General features: G+C 42.9%; 20 protein-coding genes. 11 read left to right on the forward strand and 9 right to left on the reverse strand.

The annotated features are described in order from the left end of the window. Nucleotides 1–777 precede the first annotated feature (777 nt). Nucleotides 778–2835: a tetratricopeptide repeat protein gene (locus F6K63_RS33570; RefSeq protein ID WP_161603145.1), complete on the reverse strand. Its 2058-nt coding sequence runs from the start codon at nucleotides 2833–2835 to the stop codon at nucleotides 778–780. A gap of 383 nt (nucleotides 2836–3218) precedes the next feature. Between F6K63_RS33570 and F6K63_RS33575 the strand changes: the two genes are divergently transcribed. Further along, nucleotides 3219–5075 (forward strand): glycosyltransferase family 2 protein, encoded by a 1857-nt coding sequence (locus F6K63_RS33575; RefSeq protein ID WP_008181870.1) that lies wholly within the window; start codon nucleotides 3219–3221, stop codon nucleotides 5073–5075. Nucleotides 5076–5270: 195 nt separating this feature from the next. Here F6K63_RS33575 and F6K63_RS33580 read toward each other — a convergent pair whose 3' ends face one another. The 3 genes from F6K63_RS33580 to F6K63_RS33590 form a co-directional block, all read right to left on the reverse strand. Beyond that, on the reverse strand, nucleotides 5271–6065 hold the full coding sequence (locus tag F6K63_RS33580; protein ID WP_008181871.1) for a sulfotransferase domain-containing protein: 795 nt from the start codon (nucleotides 6063–6065) through the stop codon (nucleotides 5271–5273). Between the two features lie 174 nt (nucleotides 6066–6239). Beyond that, nucleotides 6240–6386, reverse strand: coding sequence for a hypothetical protein (locus F6K63_RS33585; protein ID WP_154659734.1), 147 nt, complete (start codon nucleotides 6384–6386; stop codon nucleotides 6240–6242). Then, a complete protein-coding gene (locus F6K63_RS33590) occupies nucleotides 6367–12255 on the reverse strand; it encodes a tetratricopeptide repeat protein (protein ID WP_287314556.1) in 5889 nt (1962 codons plus the stop codon). The genes F6K63_RS33585 and F6K63_RS33590 overlap by 20 nt, the downstream gene beginning before the upstream one ends. Before the next feature lie 310 nt (nucleotides 12256–12565). Here F6K63_RS33590 and F6K63_RS33595 point away from each other — a divergent pair, with 310 nt between their 5' ends. Both F6K63_RS33595 and F6K63_RS33600 read left to right on the forward strand, forming a co-directional pair. Beyond that, nucleotides 12566–13060 (forward strand): TIGR00725 family protein, encoded by a 495-nt coding sequence (locus F6K63_RS33595; protein ID WP_008181873.1) that lies wholly within the window; start codon nucleotides 12566–12568, stop codon nucleotides 13058–13060. 183 nt (nucleotides 13061–13243) lie between these two features. Then, nucleotides 13244–13672 (forward strand): hypothetical protein, encoded by a 429-nt coding sequence (locus tag F6K63_RS33600; RefSeq protein ID WP_008181875.1) that lies wholly within the window; start codon nucleotides 13244–13246, stop codon nucleotides 13670–13672. Nucleotides 13673–13973: 301 nt separating this feature from the next. On the opposite strand, the gene F6K63_RS33605 is transcribed toward F6K63_RS33600, so the two are convergent. Next, complete coding sequence (locus F6K63_RS33605; RefSeq protein WP_154659735.1) at nucleotides 13974–14123, reverse strand: hypothetical protein; 150 nt, start codon at nucleotides 14121–14123, stop codon at nucleotides 13974–13976. A gap of 457 nt (nucleotides 14124–14580) precedes the next feature. On the opposite strand from F6K63_RS33605, the gene F6K63_RS33610 reads away from it, so the two are divergent. The 6 genes from F6K63_RS33610 (at nucleotide 14581) to F6K63_RS33635 (ending at nucleotide 20169) form a co-directional block, all read left to right on the forward strand. After that, nucleotides 14581–14757, forward strand: a complete 177-nt coding sequence (locus F6K63_RS33610) for a microviridin/marinostatin family tricyclic proteinase inhibitor (RefSeq protein ID WP_008181876.1) — start codon at nucleotides 14581–14583, stop codon at nucleotides 14755–14757. 163 nt (nucleotides 14758–14920) lie between these two features. Beyond that, nucleotides 14921–15898: an MvdC family ATP-grasp ribosomal peptide maturase gene (locus F6K63_RS33615; RefSeq protein WP_287251850.1), complete on the forward strand. Its 978-nt coding sequence runs from the start codon at nucleotides 14921–14923 to the stop codon at nucleotides 15896–15898. Between the two features lie 253 nt (nucleotides 15899–16151). Beyond that, a complete protein-coding gene (locus tag F6K63_RS33620; RefSeq protein WP_008181878.1) occupies nucleotides 16152–17132 on the forward strand; it encodes an MvdD family ATP-grasp ribosomal peptide maturase in 981 nt (326 codons plus the stop codon). Continuing rightward, nucleotides 17132–19030 carry an ABC transporter ATP-binding protein gene (locus F6K63_RS33625; RefSeq protein ID WP_287264800.1) on the forward strand — a complete coding sequence of 633 codons (1899 nt, stop codon included), beginning with the start codon at nucleotides 17132–17134 and terminating at the stop codon, nucleotides 19028–19030. The genes F6K63_RS33620 and F6K63_RS33625 overlap by 1 nt, the downstream gene beginning before the upstream one ends. A gap of 112 nt (nucleotides 19031–19142) precedes the next feature. Continuing rightward, nucleotides 19143–19340: a hypothetical protein gene (locus F6K63_RS33630; RefSeq protein ID WP_008181880.1), complete on the forward strand. Its 198-nt coding sequence runs from the start codon at nucleotides 19143–19145 to the stop codon at nucleotides 19338–19340. Nucleotides 19341–19548: 208 nt separating this feature from the next. Continuing rightward, nucleotides 19549–20169 carry a hypothetical protein gene (locus F6K63_RS33635; RefSeq protein ID WP_287264802.1) on the forward strand — a complete coding sequence of 207 codons (621 nt, stop codon included), beginning with the start codon at nucleotides 19549–19551 and terminating at the stop codon, nucleotides 20167–20169. A gap of 23 nt (nucleotides 20170–20192) precedes the next feature. Here F6K63_RS33635 and sodX read toward each other — a convergent pair whose 3' ends face one another. The 3 genes from sodX to F6K63_RS33650 form a co-directional block, all read right to left on the reverse strand. Continuing rightward, the gene (sodX, locus tag F6K63_RS33640) at nucleotides 20193–20540 is read right to left on the reverse strand and encodes a nickel-type superoxide dismutase maturation protease (protein WP_287251840.1); all 348 of its coding nucleotides are present in this window, start codon (nucleotides 20538–20540) and stop codon (nucleotides 20193–20195) included. A gap of 318 nt (nucleotides 20541–20858) precedes the next feature. Beyond that, nucleotides 20859–21332 carry a superoxide dismutase, Ni gene (gene sodN / locus F6K63_RS33645; RefSeq protein ID WP_008181886.1) on the reverse strand — a complete coding sequence of 158 codons (474 nt, stop codon included), beginning with the start codon at nucleotides 21330–21332 and terminating at the stop codon, nucleotides 20859–20861. A 153-nt stretch (nucleotides 21333–21485) separates the two neighbouring features. Next, nucleotides 21486–21641 carry a hypothetical protein gene (locus F6K63_RS33650; protein WP_154659736.1) on the reverse strand — a complete coding sequence of 52 codons (156 nt, stop codon included), beginning with the start codon at nucleotides 21639–21641 and terminating at the stop codon, nucleotides 21486–21488. A gap of 181 nt (nucleotides 21642–21822) precedes the next feature. Here F6K63_RS33650 and F6K63_RS33655 point away from each other — a divergent pair, with 181 nt between their 5' ends. Together F6K63_RS33655 and F6K63_RS33660 are read left to right on the forward strand one after the other, a co-directional pair. Continuing rightward, nucleotides 21823–22035: a hypothetical protein gene (locus tag F6K63_RS33655; protein WP_008181887.1), complete on the forward strand. Its 213-nt coding sequence runs from the start codon at nucleotides 21823–21825 to the stop codon at nucleotides 22033–22035. 82 nt (nucleotides 22036–22117) lie between these two features. After that, entirely contained in the window at nucleotides 22118–24403 is a 2286-nt protein-coding gene (locus F6K63_RS33660) for an RNA degradosome polyphosphate kinase (protein WP_287264804.1), read from the forward strand. 403 nt (nucleotides 24404–24806) lie between these two features. Here F6K63_RS33660 and F6K63_RS33665 read toward each other — a convergent pair whose 3' ends face one another. Then, nucleotides 24807–25490, reverse strand: a complete 684-nt coding sequence (locus F6K63_RS33665) for an HAD hydrolase-like protein (RefSeq protein ID WP_287251832.1) — start codon at nucleotides 25488–25490, stop codon at nucleotides 24807–24809. Between the last annotated feature and the right edge of the window lie 193 nt (nucleotides 25491–25683).

Consider the following 25683-nt stretch of genomic DNA (forward strand, 5'->3'; position numbering starts at 1 on the left):
GGGATTCGGGAGTCGGGAGTCGGGAGTAGGGAGTAGGTAGTCGGGAGTCGGGAGTCGGGAGTCGGGAGTCGGGAGTCGGGAGTCGGGAGTCGGGAGTCGGGAGTCGGGAGTCGGGAGTCGGGGTAACAAAATTGACTGTACCTTATAAGTATCAGAAACGCTATAATTACACTAGTCAGTAGTCAGTTATCAATTTGAAGACGGTGGGTTACGGCGCGGATAAAAACTGATTGATAATCCTTCAAAATCCTGGCCGCGCCTAACCCACCCTACGAAATATCTAGCTCCCCACCCTCCCCACCTCATAAGGGTAGGTTTTTAACAAAGACGTGAGGTGTGGGGTGACCGGGTGTAGGGTGACCGGGTGTGGGGGATAAGAAAATATACTTAATTTGTCCTTAAAAATCATCATTGTCTTGATCCAATAGCGAGTGGTTTGTTCGCGAAGCGTCGCCTTTGGCGATAGTTACCGTAAGACAGGGGAGCCTTAATCAATAAGTTTTAATCATGCATCTGCATAGCCTACCAACCATAAAGGCTCCCCTGTCTAAGGTTTCGTCTCCGGGGGAAACCCCCTTTGGCCGACTGCATCGCTTCTTCAGGTGCGACCCGTGGCGAATTTAATTCTTAATAGGTCAAGCGCACCTAAGTTGTTTTCCTTTTCCTCTCCTGAGGTTAAGTCCGATGTTTTACCCAAATGTAAAAAACCTACCCCTATTCCCTACTCCCTATTCCCTACTCCCTACTCCCTACTCCCTACTCCCTACTCCCTACTCCCTACTCCCTACTCCCTAGCTTGCCTTGTTTTTCCAAAACCCTGGTCAACTGAGCCTTTACTTCATAATTTTCGGGTTGGATCTGGAGGGCGATTTGGTAGAAAATGATGGCTTGGTCTAACTGATTTTGTTTGACTAATGTATTGCCTAACTGTAGATACAGTTCAGGATCGTTGGATTGTATCCCTAATGCTTTGTGATAATTATCGAGATTATCTGGATTAGTCCTAATGGCTCGACGATAACAGCTGATTGCTTGATCTAAATCTACCTGGACTCTTTCTCGAAGCACATTTCCTAATTTTTCGTGTATCTCGGGGTGATCTGGCTTTAACTGTATAGAGCGACGGTAGGACGCTACTGCTTGATCGGACTTTCCCAATTGAACCAAGACACTTCCTAAACTACTGTGTAACTGAGGATGGCCTGGATTTAATTCAATAGCACTGCCATAGGCGGTAAGGGATTCATCCCAACGCTGGAGTTTGCTGAGGGCATTTCCTAAGTTTTGGTAAAATTCAAAGTACTGGTTGGGGCATAGGGCTATGGCTTGGTTTAAGGCAGCTACTGCTTCGTCTAATTTGCCGTGTTCGGTTAAGGCTAGCCCTAAATTATGGTGAGACCAGGGATTATAAGGATTGAGTTCTATGGCTCGCTGGTAAGCTGTTGCTGCTTCATGCCAATTCTGTTGTGTTAAGAGTAAATCCCCTAACCAATGGTAAGATTCACAACAGTTGGGATTGATATCGAGAGCATAGCGATAGGCTGCGATCGCTTCCGCTATTTTTCCCTGTTCTCGCAAACTATCTGCCCATTGGTGAGCGGCTAGCCAAGGGTCTTGTGATGGGGGTTCATAATCTGGTTCTTGCCACTGTCCCAATTCTTCCAATGCTTTGCGCAAGGGGTAGTATAACTCAGGATTTTCTGGGCTGAGGTCAATGGCACGACCATAAGCGGTAACTGCTTCCTGCCAATGCTGGAGTTGGGTGAGAGCCTCCCCTAATTTGTGGTAAAACTCAAAGAACTGGTTAGGGGATAGGGCTATGGCTTCTTGATAAGCAGCTACGGCTTCTTCTAGCTTCCCTTGTTGGGCTAAGGCTAAGCCTAAATTATGGTGAGTCCAAGCATTGTAGGAATTGAGTGCTATGGCGGATTGGTAAGCTGCTGCGGCTTGCTCCCAATTCTTGTTTTCTCGATATAAATCCCCTAGCCAATGGTGAGACTCAAAGCGGTCGGGATTGGTTTCAATACCATCGCGATAGGCTGCGATCGCTTGCTCCAATTGTTTGGTTTCTCGCAGAGCATCCGCTAAGCTCTCTTTAACCCGATTTATGCTGGGGTTAATGGCTATAGCGCTACGGTAAGCGGTAATGGCCTCATACCATCGAGTTTGCAAGCTCAGACTATCCCCGAGATTTTGGTAAACCCAAGCTGGCTGGTCTTGATTTAGTGCGATCGCATTTTGGTAAGAGGCGATGGCATCGTCTAAATTTCCCTGTTGCTGCTGACATTGTGCCAAGTTAGGATATACTACTTTCCCATTTTCTGGGTCACACTGACTTGCTTCCTGGTAAGCGCAAACTGCTTCATCAACTCGATTGGTTTGCCTCAGAGCATCCCCGAGATTTTTGTAGATCCAAAACGGATGGCTAGGATTGAGTGCGATCGCATTTTGGTAGGATGCGATCGCGTCTTCTAAATTTCCCTGTAGTGCTTGAGCTTGTCCTAAATTGTGATAGAAATCCGGATGGTCTGGCTCGAACTGCATCCCGTCCTGGTAAGCCACCATCGCCTGATCCAGTTTTCCTTGGGCCCTCAGAGCATCCCCGAGATGTTTGTAGACCCAAAACGACTGTTGGGGATTGAGGGCAATTGATTTTTGGTAGCTTGCGATTGCACCTTCTAAATCCCCCTGCTGAGCCTGAGATTGTCCCAAAAGGTGATAAATTCCTGGATTATCTGGCTGTAACTCAATTGCTTCCTGGTATGCTGCAATTGCTTCACTCTGTTGTCCTTGCTGTCTCAATTGATTTGCAATACTTACAGAAGTTTCAACCATAGCTAGTTCTATTTGGGAGCGCATTCTAATACTGTTTCTTAATACTGTTATTTAACGATTGTTAAAAACTTGTATTCGAGCTAGCAGTTTTTAATCGAATTGATTGTGGTATCTTAATGATTCCACCAAGACTATCTTATAGCTATAATATTATAGCTATAAGATTATAGCTAATCAATTCGATTTTCTTATCTAAAATAGCGTTTGTATTGGAGATGTAAACCTTTAAGGTCTTTTTTTCTTGGACAATAAAACTGAGGTTCTCTTTACCCTCTTGCCTTTTGGCTCTTGGATCCATGGCTTTTTCGGCAAGAAGTGTGTTTACAACTCATCTACAAACTCTATAACAATACCATCAATATCAACGATTAGCAATCAGCACAATGGCCCAACTGTTGTATATCAAGCCAGAGATTCAACCAACCCTAGGCATCAGCATTTTCACGGTGCCTAAGCCTTTTATAGGTATGATTGGTATCATCCAGCACAACGCCATTACCAGCTGGACTTTGCTCAAACCTAAGCCAGAAATCATTTTATTTGGTGATGAAATTGGTACAGCCTCCATTGCTGAAGAGTTAGGAGTTAATCATGTTCCTGATATCGAGTGCAATAGCTATGGTACTCCTCTACTGGATAGTGTGTTTGCCCAAGTCCAGGAGCAAGCAACTTACGATATCATCACTTACATCAATGCTGATATTATTTTACTGAAGGATTTTACCCAAGCCATTGAACAGGTCTGCCAACAGCTAAACACATTTTTAATCATTGGACGACGCTGGAATCTTGACTTGTCCAATCCCATAGAATTTCAGTCTCCCACCTGGGAAGACACCCTGAGTCAACAGGTCTATCAGACCGGTTGTTTAGGTGCTCATGATGCCAAGGATTACTTTATCTTTCCTAAATATTTATTTCGTAGTATCCCTAAGTTTGCGGTAGGACGGGGATATTGGGATACCTGGATGGTAACTACTGCTGCTATGAGGGGCTACCCCATAGTCGATGCCAGCGAAGTGGTGATGGCAGTGCATCAAAATCATACCTACGCTCATCTGATGGGGGGCAAAAATGAGGCCCATATGGGCAAAGAAGCGCAACAGAATAAAACCATTGGCAATGTGCAAGCACAAGGAACGATTGCTGACAGCACCTGGCAGCTAAAACCCTGGCATGATCAGGATTCACCACGAGTTAGTGTGATTATTATTGTCCAGGACTTACGCATTTGCCCCCTAAATCCCCCAAATTTGGATCTCCCAAATTTGGGGGACTTTGAGATCATTCCCCCCAGAATTGGGGGGCTAGGGGGGCGAAATCAACTTAACCGCGTAAGTCCTGTTGTTAATAGTACTAGCGCGTTAGTTAACCGAGCATTGGAGAGTGTGGTGGCTCAAAACTATTCCGACTATGAAATTATTGTGGTGGATAGAGCGGTTAATCAGGGAGTAGGGAGTAGGGAGCAGGGAACAGGGAACAGGGAACAGGGAACAGGGAGCAGGCAGGGATCCCCCCTAACCCCCCTTAATAAGGGGGGAACAGGAAGTAGGAACCTTAATAAGGGGGGAACAGGAAGTAGGAACCTTAATAAGGGGGGAATTGTTATTAAAGAGGGTTATCTAGCGGGATGGGATGGGGGATGCGTTCGCGTAGCGTGGCCAACGGCCAATCGCAAATGGGGGGCGTTGTGCGATCGCGGTCTTGAGATGGCCCAAGGAGAATTTGTAACCTTTCTCGATAGTGACAGTGTTTTACTACCAGATGCCCTAGAGAAACAAGTAGCAGCATTTGATCGGGAATCCTCTACCCTGGATTTACTATTGAGTGGGTGGCAACTGGTTGAGGGAGACAAGATCACCGAGGTCACGCCATGGCAAGACTTACCAGATTTAGAAGACTTACACATCTGGAAGTTAGAGAAACTGTGGCAACCGTTGCGTCAAAGTAATATTATGTTTCGTCGCAGTCGTTTAGACCTAGTAGGGGGCTTCAATACGGAATTAAATCAAGAGGCTGCGATGGTAGAAATAGTATTAAATTTAGTATTTTTGAGAGGAAGCCGAGCCCTCTGGTTGCCAGAAGCAACTTGTAGCTATTTTGGGCAAAGTAATACTATTCCGGAACAGTCTAGTCCAGTTGCTGAAGATATGAAAGAGGTGATTGATAGTATCTTTAAGCAACCAGCAGTCAAGGGATGGATGCAAAAATTAAAAGCTAGAGCTTATCGTTTTGAGTAGGGAGTAGGGAATCGGGAATCGGGAATCGGAACCCACCCCTAACCCCTCCCAGGAGGGGAACGGGAATCGGGAATCGGGAATCGGGAATCGGGAATTATGCTTTCTAAATTCTAAATTCTAAATTCTAAATTCTAAATTCTAAATTCTAGATTCTACATTCTGCATTCTACATTCTACATTCTTAATTCTACATTCTTAATTCTCATATCCATACTTGATAAAAATAGCTTTAAAACATTCATTAAGCTTATCAATAGTAGCGGGCTTTAACTTTTCCTTATAATCTCCTGGGGTGACTTTACGGATGTGTAAGGCGGGATTTTCTTTAGTTGGAAAAATATCGTGCTTCTTAGCTATTTCTTCTATTTTGCTATCCTCAAGCTCTAATTCTAAAAACGTGATAATATCCGCAACCCACTGACGCTTATTGAAAACGATATCTTCATACCTAAAAAGTTTGAATAACTGATCTTCAATCTTGCTGTACTTTTGAATTATGTTGCGAAATATAGGTGCTTGTTGAATCGCATACTGGTCTATATCCATATCTTGTAGTCGCTGGCGATTTTTCCAAAGGGCATCACCTACCTTACCTGGGGGAATAACATGACTGTTCTTCATGGAAAAATAATGGGATACTACAATATCCCTAGGATCCCGGATTAGTAAGATTTTTTTGAAACCACTCAAATCGAAATGATTAAGATAGGCAGGGAGATATCGAGAGCCGTAAAAGCCATATCCAGTTTTGACAAAAAGGTCACATATCTCCTTACCAAAGGCACTTTCTTCTACCCCTTGATTAAAGGAAGTCTTGGCAACACTAATCAGTGGTATAGTTAAGGTAAAACCGATATCTTCAATAATTTTGTCCTGCATCACACTCCCTGATTTGTGGAGCGCGAACACGAAGAAACTAGGAATATCACCAGGGGGAGGTACCTCAAGAGAAACTTTCTGATTGTCTCGTGTATATATAATTTTTTCCATTAAACCTCTTTAAACTCTTCTCCCTACTCCCTACTCCCTACTCCCTATGTCAAGATTTAACTTATTATACTAGGTACTGAAGAATATCCCATTAACCGTAAGCATTCAGCTATCAGCTATCAGCTATCAGCCAAAAACTTGTGGCTAGGCTACGGGTTATGCCCATAGCGCACACTAATTGTGCTTTTGAATAATATAAGCCATTCCGGTAGCGTTAGCCTTGGCCACGCTACGGGAATGGCTGACGGCTGTTCGCGCAGCGTGAGCTAAAAGCTCACGGCTGACGGCTGAATGCTTACCATTAACCTTCAGCTGCTCCAATCGTAACTGATTTCACTAATAGGCTAGCTAATCTCGAATCAATGGATGATAACTGACCCACCCCTGGTGATTCAATCGATAGCACAAATGGAGCGTTTAAGGTTAGGCGGCCAGAGGGAATAATTCCTTCAAACACCCAAGATTTATCGGATTGTTCCTGAACCTCTCCATCAATAGCGTTGCCATTTATCTTAACTACCATATCCCTAATAAACCGTTTCTCAATCGCCATCATTCCTGAAACTCGCACTTGAAGCGGCTTGATAGTATTAATACCGTCAATAATCACACTACCTACTTTCTCCATCCAGCGAACTGGTGTGCCATTTAATGTTTCAGGTGATAACCAACCGATCCCATTGAGATGGTCATCCATAAGGATAGATAATTCATTGTGTTCCCGCAACGGTTCCCAATCGAGTTGCTCTGTAAAGGTAATTCTCTCAATCAGTACCCCTAAATGACGATTGGACTGATCAACATGATAGGTCTCGGTCTTCAGGGAAAATAAATTGAAGCCTTCAAGTAACGAAATCGGTAGGGTAAATACATTAACTTGATCGATCCCAGAGTGATGCACTGCCACCCGCAATCCTAACTTACCCTGTTGCCAAACTTCAAGGAACTGACCCTGGGAGACGTTACGGCAGGCAATGACTAGCTGACCTTTCCTGGGATTATCGGCAATGATGGCAAACTCTCCCTCTGGCCAAAGTAACCACTGGCTGGGACGAAAAAGACCAATTTCTGGCAAGGGTGGTTCTAATGCTCCAAAACCCTGACGGGTATAACCTTGAATACCAACCCCAGAGATAATACTACTGTTGTTTTTGGGAATGCCGCTTTTAATGGCTAGGGGTTGAGTAAGTTTGGGAGAGTCTACTAAAAATTTACTTGCCCTCGGAATTTGGAGCTGATCGACCCAACCGCTTTGGTCTAAGGCCACCATAAAACTGTGATAGCTCGACTGTAAGGAGAAGTGGTTGGCTATATAAATAGCTGCGGTTTTCCCCAACAGGTCTAATTTGTGGGGGTCATAGTATAATTCTTTGATTACCTTAGCTAAGGCTTCTGGGGTTTTTTGGGTCACTACTCGTCCTGAGACTCGATTCAAGATGGCTTCTTTGACACCACCTACTCCATAGCCAATGGCTGGTGTGCCACAGGCTGCGGCTTCTATAAAGGTTTGACCAAATGCTTCTTGAAGGGATGGCCCAATAAATACATCCGCAGCGCTGTAGTAACATGCTAGAATAGAGGGGTTCTCGATATATCCTGTACTCCAAATATCAAGGTTTTCTGCGATCGCAGAGCCATGACCAAAACTAACCAGTAGGATATCATCGAGATTGGCAATGTCTAGGGCTTTGAGTAGATACTTAAATCCTTTGCGCTGATCCTTTACAGATTGACTACCAGTGAGTATAATAAATTTATCGTGAGGTAAATTTAGCTGGCTCCGACATTCTGCCTGGTCTAAGGGCCGAAAGATATCTAAATCGATGCCATAGTAAATGCTCTGAAATTTGCTTTCGCATTCTTGGAAATTCCTTCGAGGGTGGTGATAGTCAAAGGCATAACGAGCCCAATTAGTCGTCCAGTGACTATCCCCTAGCACTAACAAAGTTTTATAGCTCCCTAAAAGCCGGTGTTTTTTACGAAAAGCATCGGCTATTTTCTCTGATGCTAAGCTCGGGTATTCATGGCTAGTGGGACATTCGTGATCACATAGGGTGGTATAATTCTCACAATCCCCTACATAAGCACAGCGTCCAGTAAGTAACCACTGGTCGTGCATCACAAAGATGGTGGGGAAATTACTGGTAAGTATTTCCAAAATCTCCAAGGGATTGGTCATATTATGGATATTGCCCACTACGACTAAATCCGGATTGACACTAGCAATTAATTGATAAACCTCTGACCCTGTGCAGTCTACGGGAGTTAATGACCAGTCTAATGTGCCAGCAACGGGAATTACTTGATGCCCTGCTAAGGCTAAGGATTTGGCAATGCGTTGGTGAGCAATGCCAGCTCCTCCTAGAAATCCGGTATCGTTGAAGCACACAATGCGCAGGCTGTGGCGTTGCCCAGGCTCTTGTGTTGCCTCAGACTTAGGACAGTTGAATTTAGTCCGTAGTGCCTCTGATACTGATAGTAATTCCGGCTCATACTTATCTTTAGTGCTAGTCTTTTGGTTGTCATGGATACGGTATTGAGCTACGGGATAACCAATTACCTGCAAGGTGGCTCCAATAGCCGCAAATCGCGCCCACAACTCGTAATCCATACTGTAGAAGAGGGCTTCATCTACTGATGCCCCACACTTTTCCCAAATGGTGCGGGTAAACATAACTTCTGGCTGATAAAAGAATTTCCCTGTTAGCCAATTCCTTTCTACATCTAAGATTTCTTCAAGGGACATCAGTCCATTAGCACAGGATGTCAAGTGTTGTTCTAGGGCTATGCCATCCTTAAACAGTTGACAGACACCGGCTACCACATCAGCACCACTGGTATAAAATGCTAGCGCTACCCTATATAAGGCTCCTGGGGCTAATCGGTCATCACTATTAAGCCAAGTCAAGATTTCCCCAGATGCGATCGCAAATCCTTTGTTCAAGGCTTCACTTTGGCCACTATCCGGTTCACTAACCACATAGGTAAGGTGGTCTCGGTATTGATTAACAATGGTGATGGTTTCATCAGTAGAGCCCCCATCAATTAGGATATGTTCGACATTGGGATAGTGCTGATGAATCACTGATAGAATAGTTTCTTCGATAAACTCACCTTGATTCATCGAAGGGGTAACAATCGATATCTTTGGCCAGGGGCTGCCATCGGGGAGAGTTTGGGGGGGATGAAAGGGTTGAAGGAAAACGTGAGGCCACTCAGAGCTATCGTCTTTTGTCCTAAGCTCTGAATTGATTGGTTCAAAGAGCAACCTAGAGCTATCGTCTTTTGTCCTAAGTTCTAAATTATTAAGCTCTGAATTACTATATTCTGAATTACTATATCCTTTTCGTTCTAAGGCTTCCCCTAAATTCTGGTATACGGAAACATGAAGACTGGGGTCAATATCAATGGCTTGTTCGTAAGAGATAATGGCTTCATCCCACTCGCCAATTCTGGCTAAGGCTTCACCGAGATGACTGTAGGCTTTAGCAAAATTCGGGTCAAGTTCGATAGCTTTACGATAGGCTGCGATCGCATCAAGCCACTGTCCGGTTTTTGCTAATGCTTGTCCCAAGTTATAGTAAGACCAAGGCCAATCGGATTTCAGGTCAATCCCATGGCCATAGGCAATAATTGCTTCATCCCACTGCTCCAAGGCTTGTAGAGCATCACCTAAATTTTGATAAGACCAGGGGAAATCTGGCTTGAGTTCAATGGCTTTTCGGAACACATCGGCTGCTTCTTGCCACCGTTCTAACTTAAGCAAGGCATCGCCCATGTTGTTATAAGACCAGGAAAACTCTGGCTGTATCTCAATGGCTCGACGGTAAGCTGTTACTGCTTCTTCCCACCGTTGCTGCTTAACTAAGGTATCTGCTAAATTATGATGGGCTTGTGCAAGATTCGGTTGCAGTTGAGTGGCTTTGAGATAACAAGGGTCAGCTTGCTCCCATGCTTCTTCCTCTGTGAACAGGTTTCCTAAATAGAAGTAAGCTTTAGCATCTTGGGGATTGTTTTGAACTGCCTGCTGATAAAGGGTTAGCAGCTCTTGCTCTTGTCCTTGTCCTTGTTTTTTTAGCAAATCCCCTAGTCGATGGTAAGCTTCAGACAAATTAGGTTTCAATTGAATTGCCTGACGATAACAAGCTATCCCTTGGGTTAATTTCCCTTGGGCGGTTAAGGTATTACCCAAATTCAAGTGTTCTTCAGCCGATACCGTATTCGGTTCCAATGTCAGGGCTTGATACCAATAATCTGCTGCTGCTTCTGGTTGATTGGTTTGAGTTAGAACTTTTGCTAAGTTACGGTACGCTCCAGCAAAGCTGGGATTAATTGCGATCGCTTTTTGATAACATGCGATCGCATCTTGCCACTGTTGCCGCTGAGCATAAGCACTGCCTAAATTTGCCTGGACTTTAGCTGAATCTGGATTTTGTTGAGCTGCTTTGATAAACGACTCAAGCTCTTGGTCTTGGTCTAGATTAGACTGAGACGCTCTAGAGTTAGGAAGTTGCAGGAAATGATTGCCTTGAGAAAGTCGTGGTGTGCGATCGCGGATTCTGTCTAATGGCTCTCGGTCTAATGGCTCTCGGTCTAATGGCTCTCGGTCTAATGGCTCTGGCTTTAATTGCTCTGGAGCAGTAGGGATAGGCTTTACGGTTGGATTGGTGGGATTAACCATGATTTGAGATGGGCTAGGCACGATGGCAACAGTTGATGCTTTTATCGCCCCTCCTCTGTAACGTAATGGGGGATTGATTGACACCTGCTGCTGCTTCTGGTTGTCTACCAATTCAGGAACAATAGCCTGTTTCAGGGCATCAGAGGAGTTAGCTTGATTGTGGGTGTGACCATTTATCTGACCATTTATCTGAGAAGCTGGTAACTCAGAAGCTGGTAACTCAGAAGCTGGTAACTCAGAAGCTGGTAACTCAGAAGCTGGTAACTCAGAAGCTGTTAACTCAGAAGCTGGTAACTGAGAACCGGTCCGATAGAATTGGAGTAATTTACGATAGTAAACATTTGCCTCTTGCCATTTCCCCTGGCGATTCAAGGCTTCTGCCAGGTTTTGGTAAGCTACCACCGACTGGGGATTCCGCTCAATTACCTGGCGGTAACAAGCGATCGCTTCTGTTACCAGACCTTCCTTAAATAACTGATGTCCTAGATTAAGGTAGTCCTCTGGTTTAGCTTTATCCAACTCTAGCATCAGCTGATGATAACAGCATTTAAGGACTTCCTTTTGGTTTCCCACCTCAGTCCATACTTTAGCTAAGTTGCGATAAGCTCCAGCCAAATCGGGTTTTAGCTCAATCGCCTTTTGATAATATGCGATCGCATGTTGCCAATCCTGCTGACCGGCATACAAGCTACCGAGATTAGCATAAACTTCGGCAAAATCCGGCTCAATTTCCAAAGCTTGGCCATAGTAACCCATAGCTTCAGTAGTCTGACCCATGAACTGTAGCGCATTTCCCCAAATCTTGTAAACCTGGGCTGTATCTGGGGCAATTTTAATGGCTCGCTCACAGGCTGCGATCGCCTGTTGCCATTGTCTTTGCTTCAAGTAAGTCTGCGCCTGTTGTAGATAAACCGTAACTGCTTCCAAAAGACCTCCTGACTGATATTGTTTACAGTGGCGCTCACTAGAGCTAGGAACACATTGACCTATAGATGATTTTCTTGATTGTGACGGATCTAACTCGATGGTTTCTAGTCCAGCCAATTTAATTGCTTTGCGATAGTAAGCAGTGGCTTGATCTAATTGACCTTGTTGCTTCAACGTTGCTCCTAGACGTTGGTAACCCAAACTCGATTTAGGGTCTAGTGCAATTGCCTGGTGATACTGGGTCACTGCTTGATTTAGTTGACCTTTTGCCCACAGGTAATCCCCATGATTTATACATGATTCTGCTGTTTTCTGTTCTCCTGCTAAGGGAATAGTTTCTAGTTGCGTAGGCTGATTAGTGTGATGATTCTTGTGTTGTTCTCTAGATGCTTCTGATGTCGATAACCAGTTAACTAACGCAACAGGGGGGAGATGACCATTATTCCCATGCCAATGGTGATAATGGAGTCGATGGGGAGTGAGCAAGGTATCTTCTGCCATTGAGGGCAGCAGGCCATGTTTGGGGGATGCCGAACTAGTCAGAAAGTATCGTTTGAGTCGATGGAACATTTCCAAAGGCAACAGAGAACAGCTGTTCTGGGAGTAGGGAGTAGGGAGTAGGGAACAGTAGTCAATATCTAATTATTAGATATCGCTAGGAATTATATCTAATAATTTTTAAAAAATGGGTTAATCAGTTATTGCTCACGCGGTTTTGTTAACGACATTATTTGCAAACGAAATTATTAGCAGATAAGTCGCAATTATTGGTGTGATTCAATTCACAATTAGGCACACCTTTACCGAATTTTTACACAACTTTTACAGAAGCTTCATACTATAGCTGTCAAAAGAGTTACTTTATTAACAGTCTCTGAGACTTAAATAACCGATGAGAAAAATAGTGGTTGGGGTAATGGGGCCCGGTGACAAGGCCACTGCTACTGACATTAATCGTGCTTATCGTCTCGGTCAACTCATTGCTGATAATGGCTGGGTACTGCTAACCGGTGGCAGAAATGTGGGAGTGATGGATGCTGCCAGTCGGGGAGCCAAAATGGTTGGTGGGTTAACTATCGGGATTTTACCCAGCAACGACACTAGGGCCATGTCTGATGCTGTCGATATTGCCATCGTTACGGATATGGGCAATGCTCGCAATACGATTAATGTACTCTCCAGTGATGTGGTGATTGCCTGTGGAATGGGAATAGGAACAGCCTCGGAAATTGCTCTGGCTCTCAAAAGTTGGAAAAAGGTTGTTTTGTTGAGTGACCATCCAGAGAGTCAAGAGTTTTTCTGTAGTCTGTCCCAGGAGAATGTGTTTGTGGCAACAAGTCCAGAGGCTGCTATTGAGTTGGTTAAAACTATTTTAAGTCAGGATTAAATCTGTTTCACACCTAGGCCGGATCACAAGTAGTGTGTCAGTGCAACAGTTTTTTTGAGTGATTACAAATGCGTTCGCGTAGCGGCTCCAAAGGAGCATCGCACTGGAACTAATGCACAAAAGATACTGAAGACCCCCTATAGAGAAAGAAGACTAAAGAAATAAGTGTAACGATTTCGGACAATGCTCAAATTTAAATCTCTAGGCTTATCGATTATTTCCGCCTCCGTTGTTTTCCATAGTCAAGCACTTGCGTGTGTTCCCGAGTCTGTACTAGACCGGTTTACTAACTTTTATTTTTGGCAGGCTAATCCAGAAATGTCAGACAAGAATATCAAGTCTCATCAAACACAGTACAAAAAAGAGTGGTTAGCTATTAAAAAAGTTTTGAAAGACAGGATTGTCTGGAGGGAAATACCTAGCTGTTATGCTGATGATGTAACCTATGATTATGACTTGAAGGATTACCGGGAGACAATTACAGCATTAATCGATGCGGTATTCTATGCTAGTCACCCTGAGTTAAAGGGGCGTAAGTTAAGGCCAAGTGAAACCCACCTAGTTCGAGAGTGGAACTCGATAAAACAGAGTTTTTCATTTAGTTGGTGCTAGTGAGCTGGCGTTAATTAATAATGGAATGAATTGAAGAGTCTTGTAGAATAGGCATCTTGCTTCTAATCTTTTTAGGCATCTTGCCTGTTCCTATTTTGGCATTACTTAATAATGGAATGAATTGAAGAGTCTTGTAGAATAGGCATCTTGCTTCTTCCTAATCTTTTCCGGCGGGCAGGATGCCCACCCTACTCCTATTGATTTTAGGACTTACGCATTTGCCCCCGTGGGGACCAAATGCGTAAGTCCTTTTCTAAATTCTACATTCTAAATTCTACATTCTACATTCTACATTCTTAATTCAAAAATGTTGTTCGCCTTTGGCGTTCGAGTAGGGTAGGTTGTCAGGTTGAAGGTTGTCAGGTTGAAGGTTGCGGCAGGAAACGGGCAAGATGCCCGTTTCACCAAGATGCCCGTGCCACCAAGATGCCCGTTCCACCAAAATGGCCATTCCAGCCACCTGGTCAAACAGCTTTAATGAGATGTACCCCTACTCCCTTGCCTATACTTAATTATAATTATTAAGCGGTTTTGCATTTAAATTAGATCTTCTTCCGTTAGAAAAAACTCCCTAGTCAATCACAGCAAAAGCTTAAAACTTTCTTTGGTAACTAGTAATTAAAAATATCTTGACAAATAATGTTATGTATGCATTGAAGAAGCGGAGGCTCTCTAATGCCAATCACAGCAAGAGATTCAAGTTTTATAAAAAATCAATAAATAAGGTATTGACAAATAGTGTTCTATATGAAGTGGTGACGACAGAACTCTGTATGCCAAAAAAAAAGTAAAGAATTGTATACAATAAGTGCTGATCAAAAAAAAAGTCTGGTAATCTAATTATGGTGGATGTGTTAATTGAATAAATTGACAGCCACTAAACTGTTAACCGTAAAGGATGATTCGATATGCAAAATCAAGAATCCAATACTCAAGTCAAACCATTCTTCGCTCAATTCCTAGAAGAGCAACAAGCCGCTCCTGACCAATCTCAAGATACTCATGGTCAGCAAACCCTGAAGTATCCTTCTGATTATGAAGAAGTTGAAACCCAGAAGTATCCTTCTGATTGGGAAGAAGGTTAATAAGGAAGATTAAGAGGTTCTTTTGAAGAATTGTAACCTTTAATAAAGGACTCAAGAATCTATAGACAGTGGTCGTGTTTATAAAAAAAATACGACCACTGAATTTGATTAAAAGTCTAAAAATATAACGATTGCGCTTTCCCAATGGAAAAGAAAAAGTTTTATGTCTTCGTCCGGTGACTTAATTTTATTACTTACCCACAGTGGTGACTTTTTCACAATAGATAGAGTAGCAGAAGCCTTGTCAAAAAAAGGGGCGCGACCATTTCGCTTCGACACAGATAAGTTTCCCTTAGAGGTGCAACTCAGGGCACAGTTTGATCAATCCCAGAGCAGCTATAGGCTGAAATATGGCGCTGAAGTGATCAGTAGCGAGGACGTAAAAGCAGTTTGGATGCGCCGTATATGGCAACCTAACCTAGGTGAAAATCTTGATCCCCAGTTCCAAGAAAGTTGTATCCGGGAATCATTAGCAACATTATCAGGACTTTGGGATAGTCTCAGAGGAGTGCGATGGATTGATGATTTAGCAAAAGCCGGAGCTGCCAACAATAAGCAGCGGCAATTGCGGGTAGCCTCTGAGGTGGGTCTTGTGATTCCTAAGACTTTAATCACCAATGATCCAGAAGCTGTAAGGGAGTTTTTCCAACAAGTGAAGGGGAAAATGGTAACAAAGCTGTTAACAGCTTTGTCCTACAGTATGGAATATACTCCTTTTTTCCTTTATACCAGTATTGTTAAAGAAGAGGATTTGCTGGATGCAGAATCCCTGCGCTATTGTCCGATGGTGTTTCAAGAGCAAATTCCTAAGCAGTTGGAACTGCGAGTGATATTTGTTCAGGGCAAGGTATTTGTAGGAGCGTTAGATTCGTCTATTTATGAAAAATCAACAGTTGATTGGCGTCAACCTAATGCTGAAGTAGGGGCATGGCAACACTATGAGCTGCCTGATGAAATTGTAGATCGAATAAGAGCTTTGATGGATTACTTTGGCTTACTTTATGGAGCCTTGGATTTTATCGTGACACCATCGGGAGACTATGTGTTTTTAGAAGTTAATCCCGGAGGGGAATGGGGAATGTTAGAACGAGATTTGGAACTCCCCATTTCTAATGCGATCGCAGAAGCTCTGATTTCCTAGAAGCTATAGACCCGGTGGGTGGAACGGGCATCTTGCCCGTTACAATTCCCAGGCACACTATCCCAACCCTGGCTACGAGGCAAAAAATCAGAGGCTATAGACCCGGTGGTGCGTTACGGGGCGCACTATCCCAACCCTGGCTACGAGGCAAAAAATCAGAGGCTTTCCGCCCCTAACGCACCCTACGCAACTTTTGCCTTTTGCCTTTTGCCTTAAAAAGCATTAACACCGAACATCGAACACATCCCTAGACATGACAGTATTAATCATTACATTTAGCCAAGACAACGAGAGTATTCCTCTAGTTATCAAAGCGATTGAAGCTCAAGGAGGAAAAGCATTTCGTTTTGATACCGATAGATATCCTACCGAAGTGCAGCTAGATATTTACGAGGGCAATTCTCAGGGAGTAACTATTACGGATGGGGAACAGAAGCTAGATTTGAGTGAAGTCTCTTCGGTTTGGTATCGACGGATGCGCTATGGGAAAAAAATTCCCGACACCATGGATAAGCAGTATCTAAACGCTGCAATTAAGGAATGTCGCGTCACGGTTAGGGGTATGATTGCCAGCATCAAGGCATTCCACTTCGACAAAATGTCTAATGTTGATGTCGCTAACAATAAGCAACTACAGCTCCAAGTGGCACGAGAGGTGGGCTTGATTACGCCCCGTACCCTGAGTACCAACAATCCAGAGGCAGTGAAGCAATTTGCTTCTGAATGTCAAGACCAGGGTATCATTACCAAAATGCTATCTTCCTTTGCTATCTATGGGGAGCAAGGGCAAGAACAGGTTGTTTTCACAAACCCAGTCACAGCGGAGGATTTAGAGCATCTCGAAGGACTGCGTTTCTGTCCGATGACCTTTCAGGAAAAAGTGCCCAAGGCTCTAGAATTACGAACCACGATCGTGGGACACCGTATATTTACTGCTGCGGTGGATTCCCAGAGCTTAGAAGGCTCTACTTTCGACTGGCGCAAGGAAGGCCGAGCGTTAGTTAAGTCTTGGCAAGCCTATGATTTACCCGAAGATATTGAGAAAAAGTTGCTCCAACTGATGGCTTATTTTGGTTTAAACTATGGAGCCATTGATATTATTCTTACCCCTGATGGTCGGTATGTATTCCTAGAAGTTAACCCGGTTGGGGAATTTTTCTGGTTGGAGACGTTTTCACCCCATTTTCCCATTTCTCAAGCTATTGCTGAAATTCTCCTCACCCATGGGTCATAATGAAAGCTGATCAAATCCCTCAAGTTACTAATGATGAAGCAGAAAAGTTACAAGAAGAATTAGATAATAATCTAGAAAAATCAGAAGAAAAGCTTGATAATGTTCAAGATAAAGATACAGATAAGAATACAGATAATGAAATAGAGAAAGTACCGGAAGAACTAGAGACGCATTTATACCGGCGTCTATTTGACTATGGTTGGCAGCATAAAGCACCATTTTTATTCGCGATCGCATTAACTATCTGTGCTTCATTTATCAACTTCTTTATTCCCCAGGTTAATCGCTATGTTATAGATGTAGTTATTCCCGAAAAACAATTTAATATGCTGCCTTGGGTAGGAGTAATTATCCTATCTATGACCTTAGCAGCTGGTGGTTTGCTCTTTTTTCAACTCTATGCAGTCAAAGTATTCGGACAAAAAACCATTGAGAGCATTCGCCTAGATTTATATCAACATATTCAAGGTCTATCCATTAGTTTTTTTGAAGGCCAACGCACCGGCGAATTAATGTCACGGTTGGCAAGGGATGTGGAGATAGTCGGGGAATTACTGTCTGCTAATTTAATTGCTATATTAATCGATAGTTTTGCGTTTATTGTCGTTTTCATTTATATCCTTGTCAGTAACTGGCTGCTGGCAATCATGATTGCCCTTACCTGGCCTTTAATCATTTATATTTTACAATTTTCTCAGAAAAGACTACAAAAAATCTATCAATCGGTTAACGATCAAGCTGACTTAATTAGTAATCACTTACAAGATACTATCTCGAATATCAAAATTATTAAGTCTTTTGGTAACGAGCAGTATGAAATTAACCGATTTACTGAATTTAGTCGTAACTATCGGGAAGAAAATCTTAAGGCAACTCGGTTTTGGTCTATATTCGTACCGATTATTAATACTCTTAATGAACTCGGAAATTTACTGACATTAGTTTTCGGTGCTTGGGGAGTGATGGTTAGCCATCTGACTATTGGGGAATTAGCAGCCCTGTTAACCTATGTCACTCTTTTAAATAAACCTATTAATCGGTTTAATGGATTAGTCAATATTATCCAAAGATCAGGAGTATCAGCCAAAAGAATTTTTCAGATTTTAGATACCAAAATAGAGGTTAAAGAGAAGGAAAATGCGATTAACTTGACTTCGATACAGGGCAATCTCAAATTTGAAGGGATGGAGTTTGCTTATCACAACAATCAGTCAGTGATCAGAAACTTCAATTTAGACATTCAACCGGGCATGTCAGTGGCTTTAGTCGGTTCTTCTGGTGCAGGAAAAAGTACCATTGCTAAAATAGCCGCTCGGTTTTACGATCCCCAAAAGGGACGAGTATTACTTGATGGACATGATCTACAAGATATTAGTTTAAGTTCCTTGCGATCGCATATTGGCATCGTGCCCCAAGAAACCTTACTGCTCTACGGCACAGTAAAAGAAAACATAGCTTACGGTAAGCTAGATGCCACAGATCAGGAAATTGAAGCAGCAGCAAAAGCTGCCAATGCCCATGATTTTATTATCGGTTTCCCTGATGGTTATCAATCCATTATTGGTGAGCAGGGTGTGAAACTATCAGGAGGACAGCGACAACGGATTGCGATCGCCCGAGTTTTGCTCAAAAATCCCCAAATTGTTATTTTAGATGAAGCCACCTCTGCTCTAGATTCTGAATCAGAACAACTGATTCAAGAGTCTATTAAACAGCTTTTTAAAGGACGCACTAGCTTAGTGATTGCTCATCGATTGTCTACTATTGCTGATGTTGATTTAATTGTAGTTCTGGAAAAAGGTGAGATTGTGGAAACTGGAACCCATACGGAATTAATTGCTCAAGGTGGAAGGTATGCTTATCTCTATGAACTGCAATTTGTGAAGTCAGGAAATTAAGTACGAAAACTGCAAAAAGGGTGACCGGGTGTACGGTAGCTGTGTGGAAGACAATGTTACCTACCCGTTCATAAATGGTATAATTGTGATACCCGATTAAGCTTTAATAGCTATGAGTTCTATCCAGATTACGATACCGGATGAGCGTTTGCAACAACTCCAAGACATTGCAGCTAACCTGAATGTTTCGATAGAAGAGTTAGTGTTGATGAGTGTTGAGCAATATTTAACTCAGTCAGAACTGTCTTTTCATGATGCTACAGCATACGTTTTGGATAAAAATTCAGAACTTTATCGCCGATTAGCTTAATGGGTTATCTCACAATAGCGTGAAGTTTTAGAACTTTACTACCGGATTATTCACCCCACCAGCGCTGGGACTTTACTTCCATAAACACCTTCAGTAGCGTGGGCCTAGCGAATTAGCTGACTGCTGACTGCTGATAGCTGACTGCTGATAGCTGAATTATTACTATGATAGTTATGCTCCTAGAGACAATATCACATTATTCTAATCAATGCCCACGCTGTTGAAATTGGCAATAATTGCCGCCCATCTATTGGTTTATCTGGTTGCTGCGGTTAGCATCTGGATATTTTCTTATCGGAGTCAATTCTATACTTCTGTAGTCAAGGTGCGATCGCTACCACTGATCTACTGTGGCTACGCTTGTTTTGCGATCGCTAACTCCTACGAAATCGCTGAACACATCGGGGATGACTGGGTTTATGTGAGCCAAATTTCTGATCTCAATCGGTTATTCTATACCTTCATTACTGCTGGCATGTGCTTGATTGCCCTGGGACTGAAAAAATCCCGCTTTCTGGATGTGATATTGGTTGCCAGCATGGTTGCTGTACCCCTACTTTATGGTGTGCAAGAGGGCAAAGGATTAATGCAGTTGGTGCAATTAGTTCCTTCGATCATTTTTGTATATAACTGGTACGTAGTTATGAGGGACTGGCGAGTTTTTCTATTCCCATTATTCGCAAATCTGATTGCCGTTGGTTTTGGTATGGCTCTGATTATTACCGGAGAGCAGGCGCTTCATCTGTTCGTCGGTTCTCCTTCAGCGATTGGCTTATTAATTCTTGGGCGAGTAGCGTGGGTAAAACCAAAAAGGCATTCCAAGGGATAACTTTAAGATGTTACAGAAAACGATTAAAAAAAACGACTGGTTACTTTACCAATAATTTGTTGAGAATCCACTAAACCAAACGAGCGGCTATCGGTACTTTCTAATCGGTTGTCTCCTTTAAGGAAACAACGTCCATCTTCGAGCACCAAAGTTACCCGTTTCACTAATCGCAAGTGGTTTTGGTAAGGGTGTCTAGCCACAACAATGTCACCAATCTTGGGCGGAATGTGCTGATAAGCTCTTGGATCAATTAAGATTTCCTCTCCTGGTTTGAACAGGGGAGTCATGGATACTCCTGTAACTCTGAAACGTAACCGTTTTCGCAATATCCAAAGTAGTAGCTCAGGAATACTGTTTTTGATAGAAAGCATTTGAATTAAGAATGTAGAATTAAGAATGTAGAATTAAGAATGTAGAATTAAGAATGTAGAATTAAGAATGTAGAATTAAGAATTAAGAATTAAGAATGTAGAATTAAGAATGTAGAATTAAGAATGTAGAATTAAGAATGTAGAATTAAGAATGTAGAATTAAGAATGTAGAATTAAGAATTAAGAATTAAGAATTCTACACTCTGCCTTCTACACTACTCTGCCTTCTACACTCTGCCTTCTACACTCTGCCTTCTACATCCCACATTCTGCATTCTGCATTCTGCATTCTACATTCTTAATTCACCATTCTGAGGTTTAGCTAGCCTTATACCAGACGATATCGCGATTCTTGGTTGCCCAGAAAATCTTGTGGATAGTCTCTACTGCCTCAAGTAGCTCATTGGCGTGCTCAAGGCTAACTTCCACCTTGCAGGCAGAGCATAACTTTGCGGCTTTCCAGAAGGTATCGTGTAGGTCTGGGAACTGCTCCAAGTGTACTGGCTTGAAATAGTCTGTCCACAGGATCAGTATTTCCTCTTTGGTCTTCTGAGCCTGCTCTTCCTTAATAGCAATGAACCGGGATAGGGTATTTTGGTAAGCAACTACTGCCGTTGGATCATTACTCGCAGGTGGCTCAAGATCAAGGATCTTCTTGGTCATGGAGAGTACTGCCTCAGCGGTGATACGTGCAGCAGCTGGGTCATACACCCCGCAAGGTCCATCGCAGTGGGCATGGACTTCTGGAGCAGGGAACCAGTCTTTGAGCTGGGCAATAACTTTTTTCAACATATTTTTTAGAGTTCGCTTGTGGTCAGAGCACGTGGTAAATATCGGTAAGAGAGGAATAGCCCAGGATAGCCAATGGCTAATCAGGGTTTTTGACAACCGACTAGACCAAGTTAGTTAACTAACTTAGTTAGCCCAATCTATTCCATCCCCCCCCTACCCATAGTAAGTTATAGCAATTTGTGTCCTAAATCGATAGTGGATTTGAAGATAGGGAGTGGGGAGTGGGGAATCGGGAATCGGGAATCGGGAGTCGGGAGATGAGGGGATCTCATCGAGTTTAGCGTTAGCGTAGCGGCTCCAAAGGAACATCGCACTAATTTAAACCGCAACTAATTAATTTAGCGCGAGGGTTTTGCGGACGCACTGACTTCACTGAGTTGTAAAAGCATTTAATTATACCAAATAACAATCCGAAATAAAAATAAATTTACATTTATTAATATTTTGTGTTACCTTAATTATAAAATTAGACAAACTTAAACTTAAATTCATGAATAGTAAAGAGTTAGCGCAATATATAGAAGCTACTGACGGCATCTCCAAACCCTGGTTACTGGTGCAACTGCGTCTGAAGAAACTTCAGGAGCGCCGCGCCACCCTATCATCGGAAGCTTATATCAGAGAACTAGAAGATATTCACCAGGATTTGATGAATTTAGGTCAATGGTGGGTAGGTAGAGAAGACGAAGTGTTCAATCCTTGAGGTTCGTTTAACGATAGAATCTGGATGACTATTCTATCGCTGGGACAAAACAGCCTGATCAGGTGGGTTAACTCTGAGGATCATGGGTAAAGCTAAAAAGAATAAGTCTGAATCTGAACAGACGACATTTGAATTCAAAAATAATACATCTGAATCTCAAAAGACAATATTTGAAGTTAAAAAGAATAATTCTGAATTTAAACAGACAATATTTGAAGTTAAAAAGAATACGTCTGAATCTCAACAGCTCACTATTGAGCTTAATCTGAGTGACACTGACTATTACTTCAATCGAGAACTGAGCTGGTTGGAGTTCAATAACCGAGTATTACATGAAGCAACGGACCCCCGAACGCCTCTGTTAGAGCGTCTGAAGTTCATGGCCATCTTTAGCTCTAACCTGGATGAATTCTTTATGGTGCGGGTGGCTGGTTTAAAACAACAGGTGCTAGCACAAGTTAGTAAACGGACACCCGATGGTCGGACACCTAGTGAACAACTCGATGCGATCAGAGTGCGGCTGTTACCGATGGTAACTCAACAGCATCAACACTGTGAGCAGGAACTGCGACCCCTGCTAGCCAAAGCAGGGATTTACATTCTGGACTACGTGGACTTGAACCAGAAACAGCGGAATTACCTGGAAAACTACTATTCCGAGCAAATTTTTCCAGTTCTGACTCCCCTGGCTGTAGACCCCAGCCATCCTTTTCCTTACATGTCCAATCTCAGCCTGAATCTGGCGGTAGTGGTCAAAGACCCGGAAACGGGAGCAGAATTGTTTGCTCGGGTGAAAGTTCCTAGAGTCTTAAAGCGCTTTGTTCCCCTCCCGGAAAAATTGCAGCAACAACAGAATGGAAAAACGACTAGTTGGACTGGTGTTCCTCTCGAACAAATCATTGCCCATAATTTGGAGTCTCTGTTTCCAGGGATGAAGATTCAGGAGTGTCATCCCTTCCGCATTACCCGCAATGCTGATTTGACAGTAGAGGAGTACGAGGCAGATGACCTGCTGATAGCGATTGAAGAGGAACTACGGAAACGACGGTTTGGACGTTCTGCCGTGCGCATGGAAATTCCTGTGACCACCTCCAAGTTAGTCAGGAAAACCCTGATGCGAGAGCTGGAACTGGAAGAAACCGATGTCTATGAATTCGACGGTCTGTTGGCACTGGGTGACTTGATGTCGTTGATGGCATTGCCACGGCCAGAATTGAAAAACCCTGTGTGGGAACCAGTGGTGCCCCGACGCCTGCGCTTTCCTATCGGGGAAGAGAATGTGGAAGATATCTTCAGCGTGATTCGCAGTAGGGATTTGCTGGTACACCATCCTTATCATTCCTTTAGCGCAACGGTAGAGCGCTTTATTACCCAGGCCGCTCAAGATCCAGATGTTCTAGCCATCAAAATGACCTTATATCGCACATCTGGTGACTCACCAATTATCGATGCCTTGATTAGAGCAGCAGAAAATGGTCAGCAAGTGTCGGTGCTCATAGAACTAAAGGCTCGTTTTGATGAAGAAAATAATATTGTTTGGGCAAGGAAGTTAGAACAGGCTGGAGTTCATGTGATCTATGGTTTGGTGGGTTTAAAAACTCACACTAAAATTGTGCTGGTGGTGCGTCGGGAGGCAGATAAAATTCGTCGGTATGTTCACATTGGGACGGGGAATTATAATTCTAAGACTGCCAAACTATATACTGATTTAGGACTATTGAGTTGCCGTGATGACTTAGGGGCAGATTTGACAGATTTGTTTAATTCTTTGACCGGTTACTCACGGCAAAAGTCTTATCGAAAGTTGTTGGTCGCACCATTTAGTTTACGCGATCGCATGATCGCAATGATTCAGCGGGAGATTGAACATTGCCGCAACGGGGCAACAGGTCGTATTGTTGCCAAAATGAATTCCCTACTAGACCCCAAGATTATTGCCGCCCTCTACAACGCCTCACAAGCTGGTGTAAAAATTGACTTGATTGTGCGGGGAATTTGTGGTCTGCGTCCTGGTCTTAAAGGAGTCAGTGAAAATATCCGTGTGGTGAGTGTCGTGGGTCGTTTTTTAGAACACTCACGGATTTTTTACTTCCAAAATCAGGGTCAAGACGAAGTCTATATTGGCAGTGCGGACTGGATGCGTCGTAATTTGGATCGACGGGTAGAAGCAGTGACACCAGTGGAAGACCCAGAAATTACCAAAGATTTGGAAGAAATCCTGGCAATTATGTTAGCAGATAACCGTCAAGCTTGGGATTTACAGCCTGATGGCACCTATATCCAACGACAGCCAGCTCCAGGGGTTAAAGAAGAATCGGCTCATCAGATTTTGATGGAGATGGCGTTGCAATCAGCAGGGATGGGATAGTTGTAGAATTAAGAATGTAGAATTAAGAATGTAGAATTAAGAATGTAGAATGTAGAATGTAGAATGTAGAATGTAGAATGTAGAATGTAGAATGTAGAATGTAGAATTAAGAATGTAGAATGTAGAATTAAGAATGTAGAATGTAGAATTAAGAATGTAGAATGTAGAATTAAGAATGTAGAATTAAGAATGTAGAATTAAGAATGTAGAATGTAGAATTAAGAATTAAGAATTAAAGATTTAGGAGGGAGAATGGTGAATGGTGAATTAAAGATTTAGGAGGGAGAATGTAGGAGGTAAAACTTAGAAGGTAAAATGTAGGATTCTCAATTCTCAATTCTCAATTCTCAATTCTCAATTCTCAATTCTCAATTCTCAATTCTACATTCTCAATTCTACATTCTCAATTCTTCAAGCCAATCTTTTCCATAAACACTGTTGATGATGGCAGAGATGGTATAGCCCACCAGGGCTGATGTTCCTCTAGGGACTCCTGGTCATAGGGACCAGAGGCAACCGCAATCACACGAGCACCAATGGCTTTGCCACAGTGAATGTCATGGGGAGTATCGCCAATGACGTAAGTCTTTTGAGATGGGATCACACCATACTTCTCGGATGCGATCGCTAAAGCTTGTTCGGCAATATCAACTCTAGTTTCAGTTTTATCGGAAAATCCACCACCACTAAAGTAATCAGCCAAGCCATAATAGCTTAATTTTGCCTTTGCTCCTGCTTCGATATTTCCTGTGAGCAACATCGAAACCACATCAGTTCGATCATGCAAAGCATCTAGAATTTCAATTACCCCCTCCAGGACATATCCTTCTCGGCGGGGCAAACTTTGAGGCAAGTAGTTAACGTAGCCTTCCAGCAGTTGATCCACCAATTTCGGTTCTGGGGACAAACCGTACTGCTTTAGAATATTAGCAGCAATTATTGGGTCTGTCATTCCTGCAGTTTCTAGATTTGTCAGTGAAACCGTTTCACCAATTACCTCACTAGCCGCCTCTTCTAGGGCAAATATCCCGGCTCGTTTTGTGGTTAATAAAGTGCTGTCGATGTCCCAAAATAAAACGGTAGTCATTACAATTCTATGGTAATAGAACTTGAGGCAATAGTTGTTATTTAATTACCGTTATTATAACATTTATGTAAGCTATCAGCTATCAGCTATCAGCTATCAGCTATCAGCTATCAGCTATCAGCTATCAGCTATCAGCTATCAGCTATCAGCTATCAGCTATCAGCTATCAGCTATCAGCTATCAGCTATCAGCT

Source organism: Moorena sp. SIO1G6 (assembly GCF_010672795.1).
GTDB lineage: Bacteria > Cyanobacteriota > Cyanobacteriia > Cyanobacteriales > Coleofasciculaceae > Moorena > Moorena producens.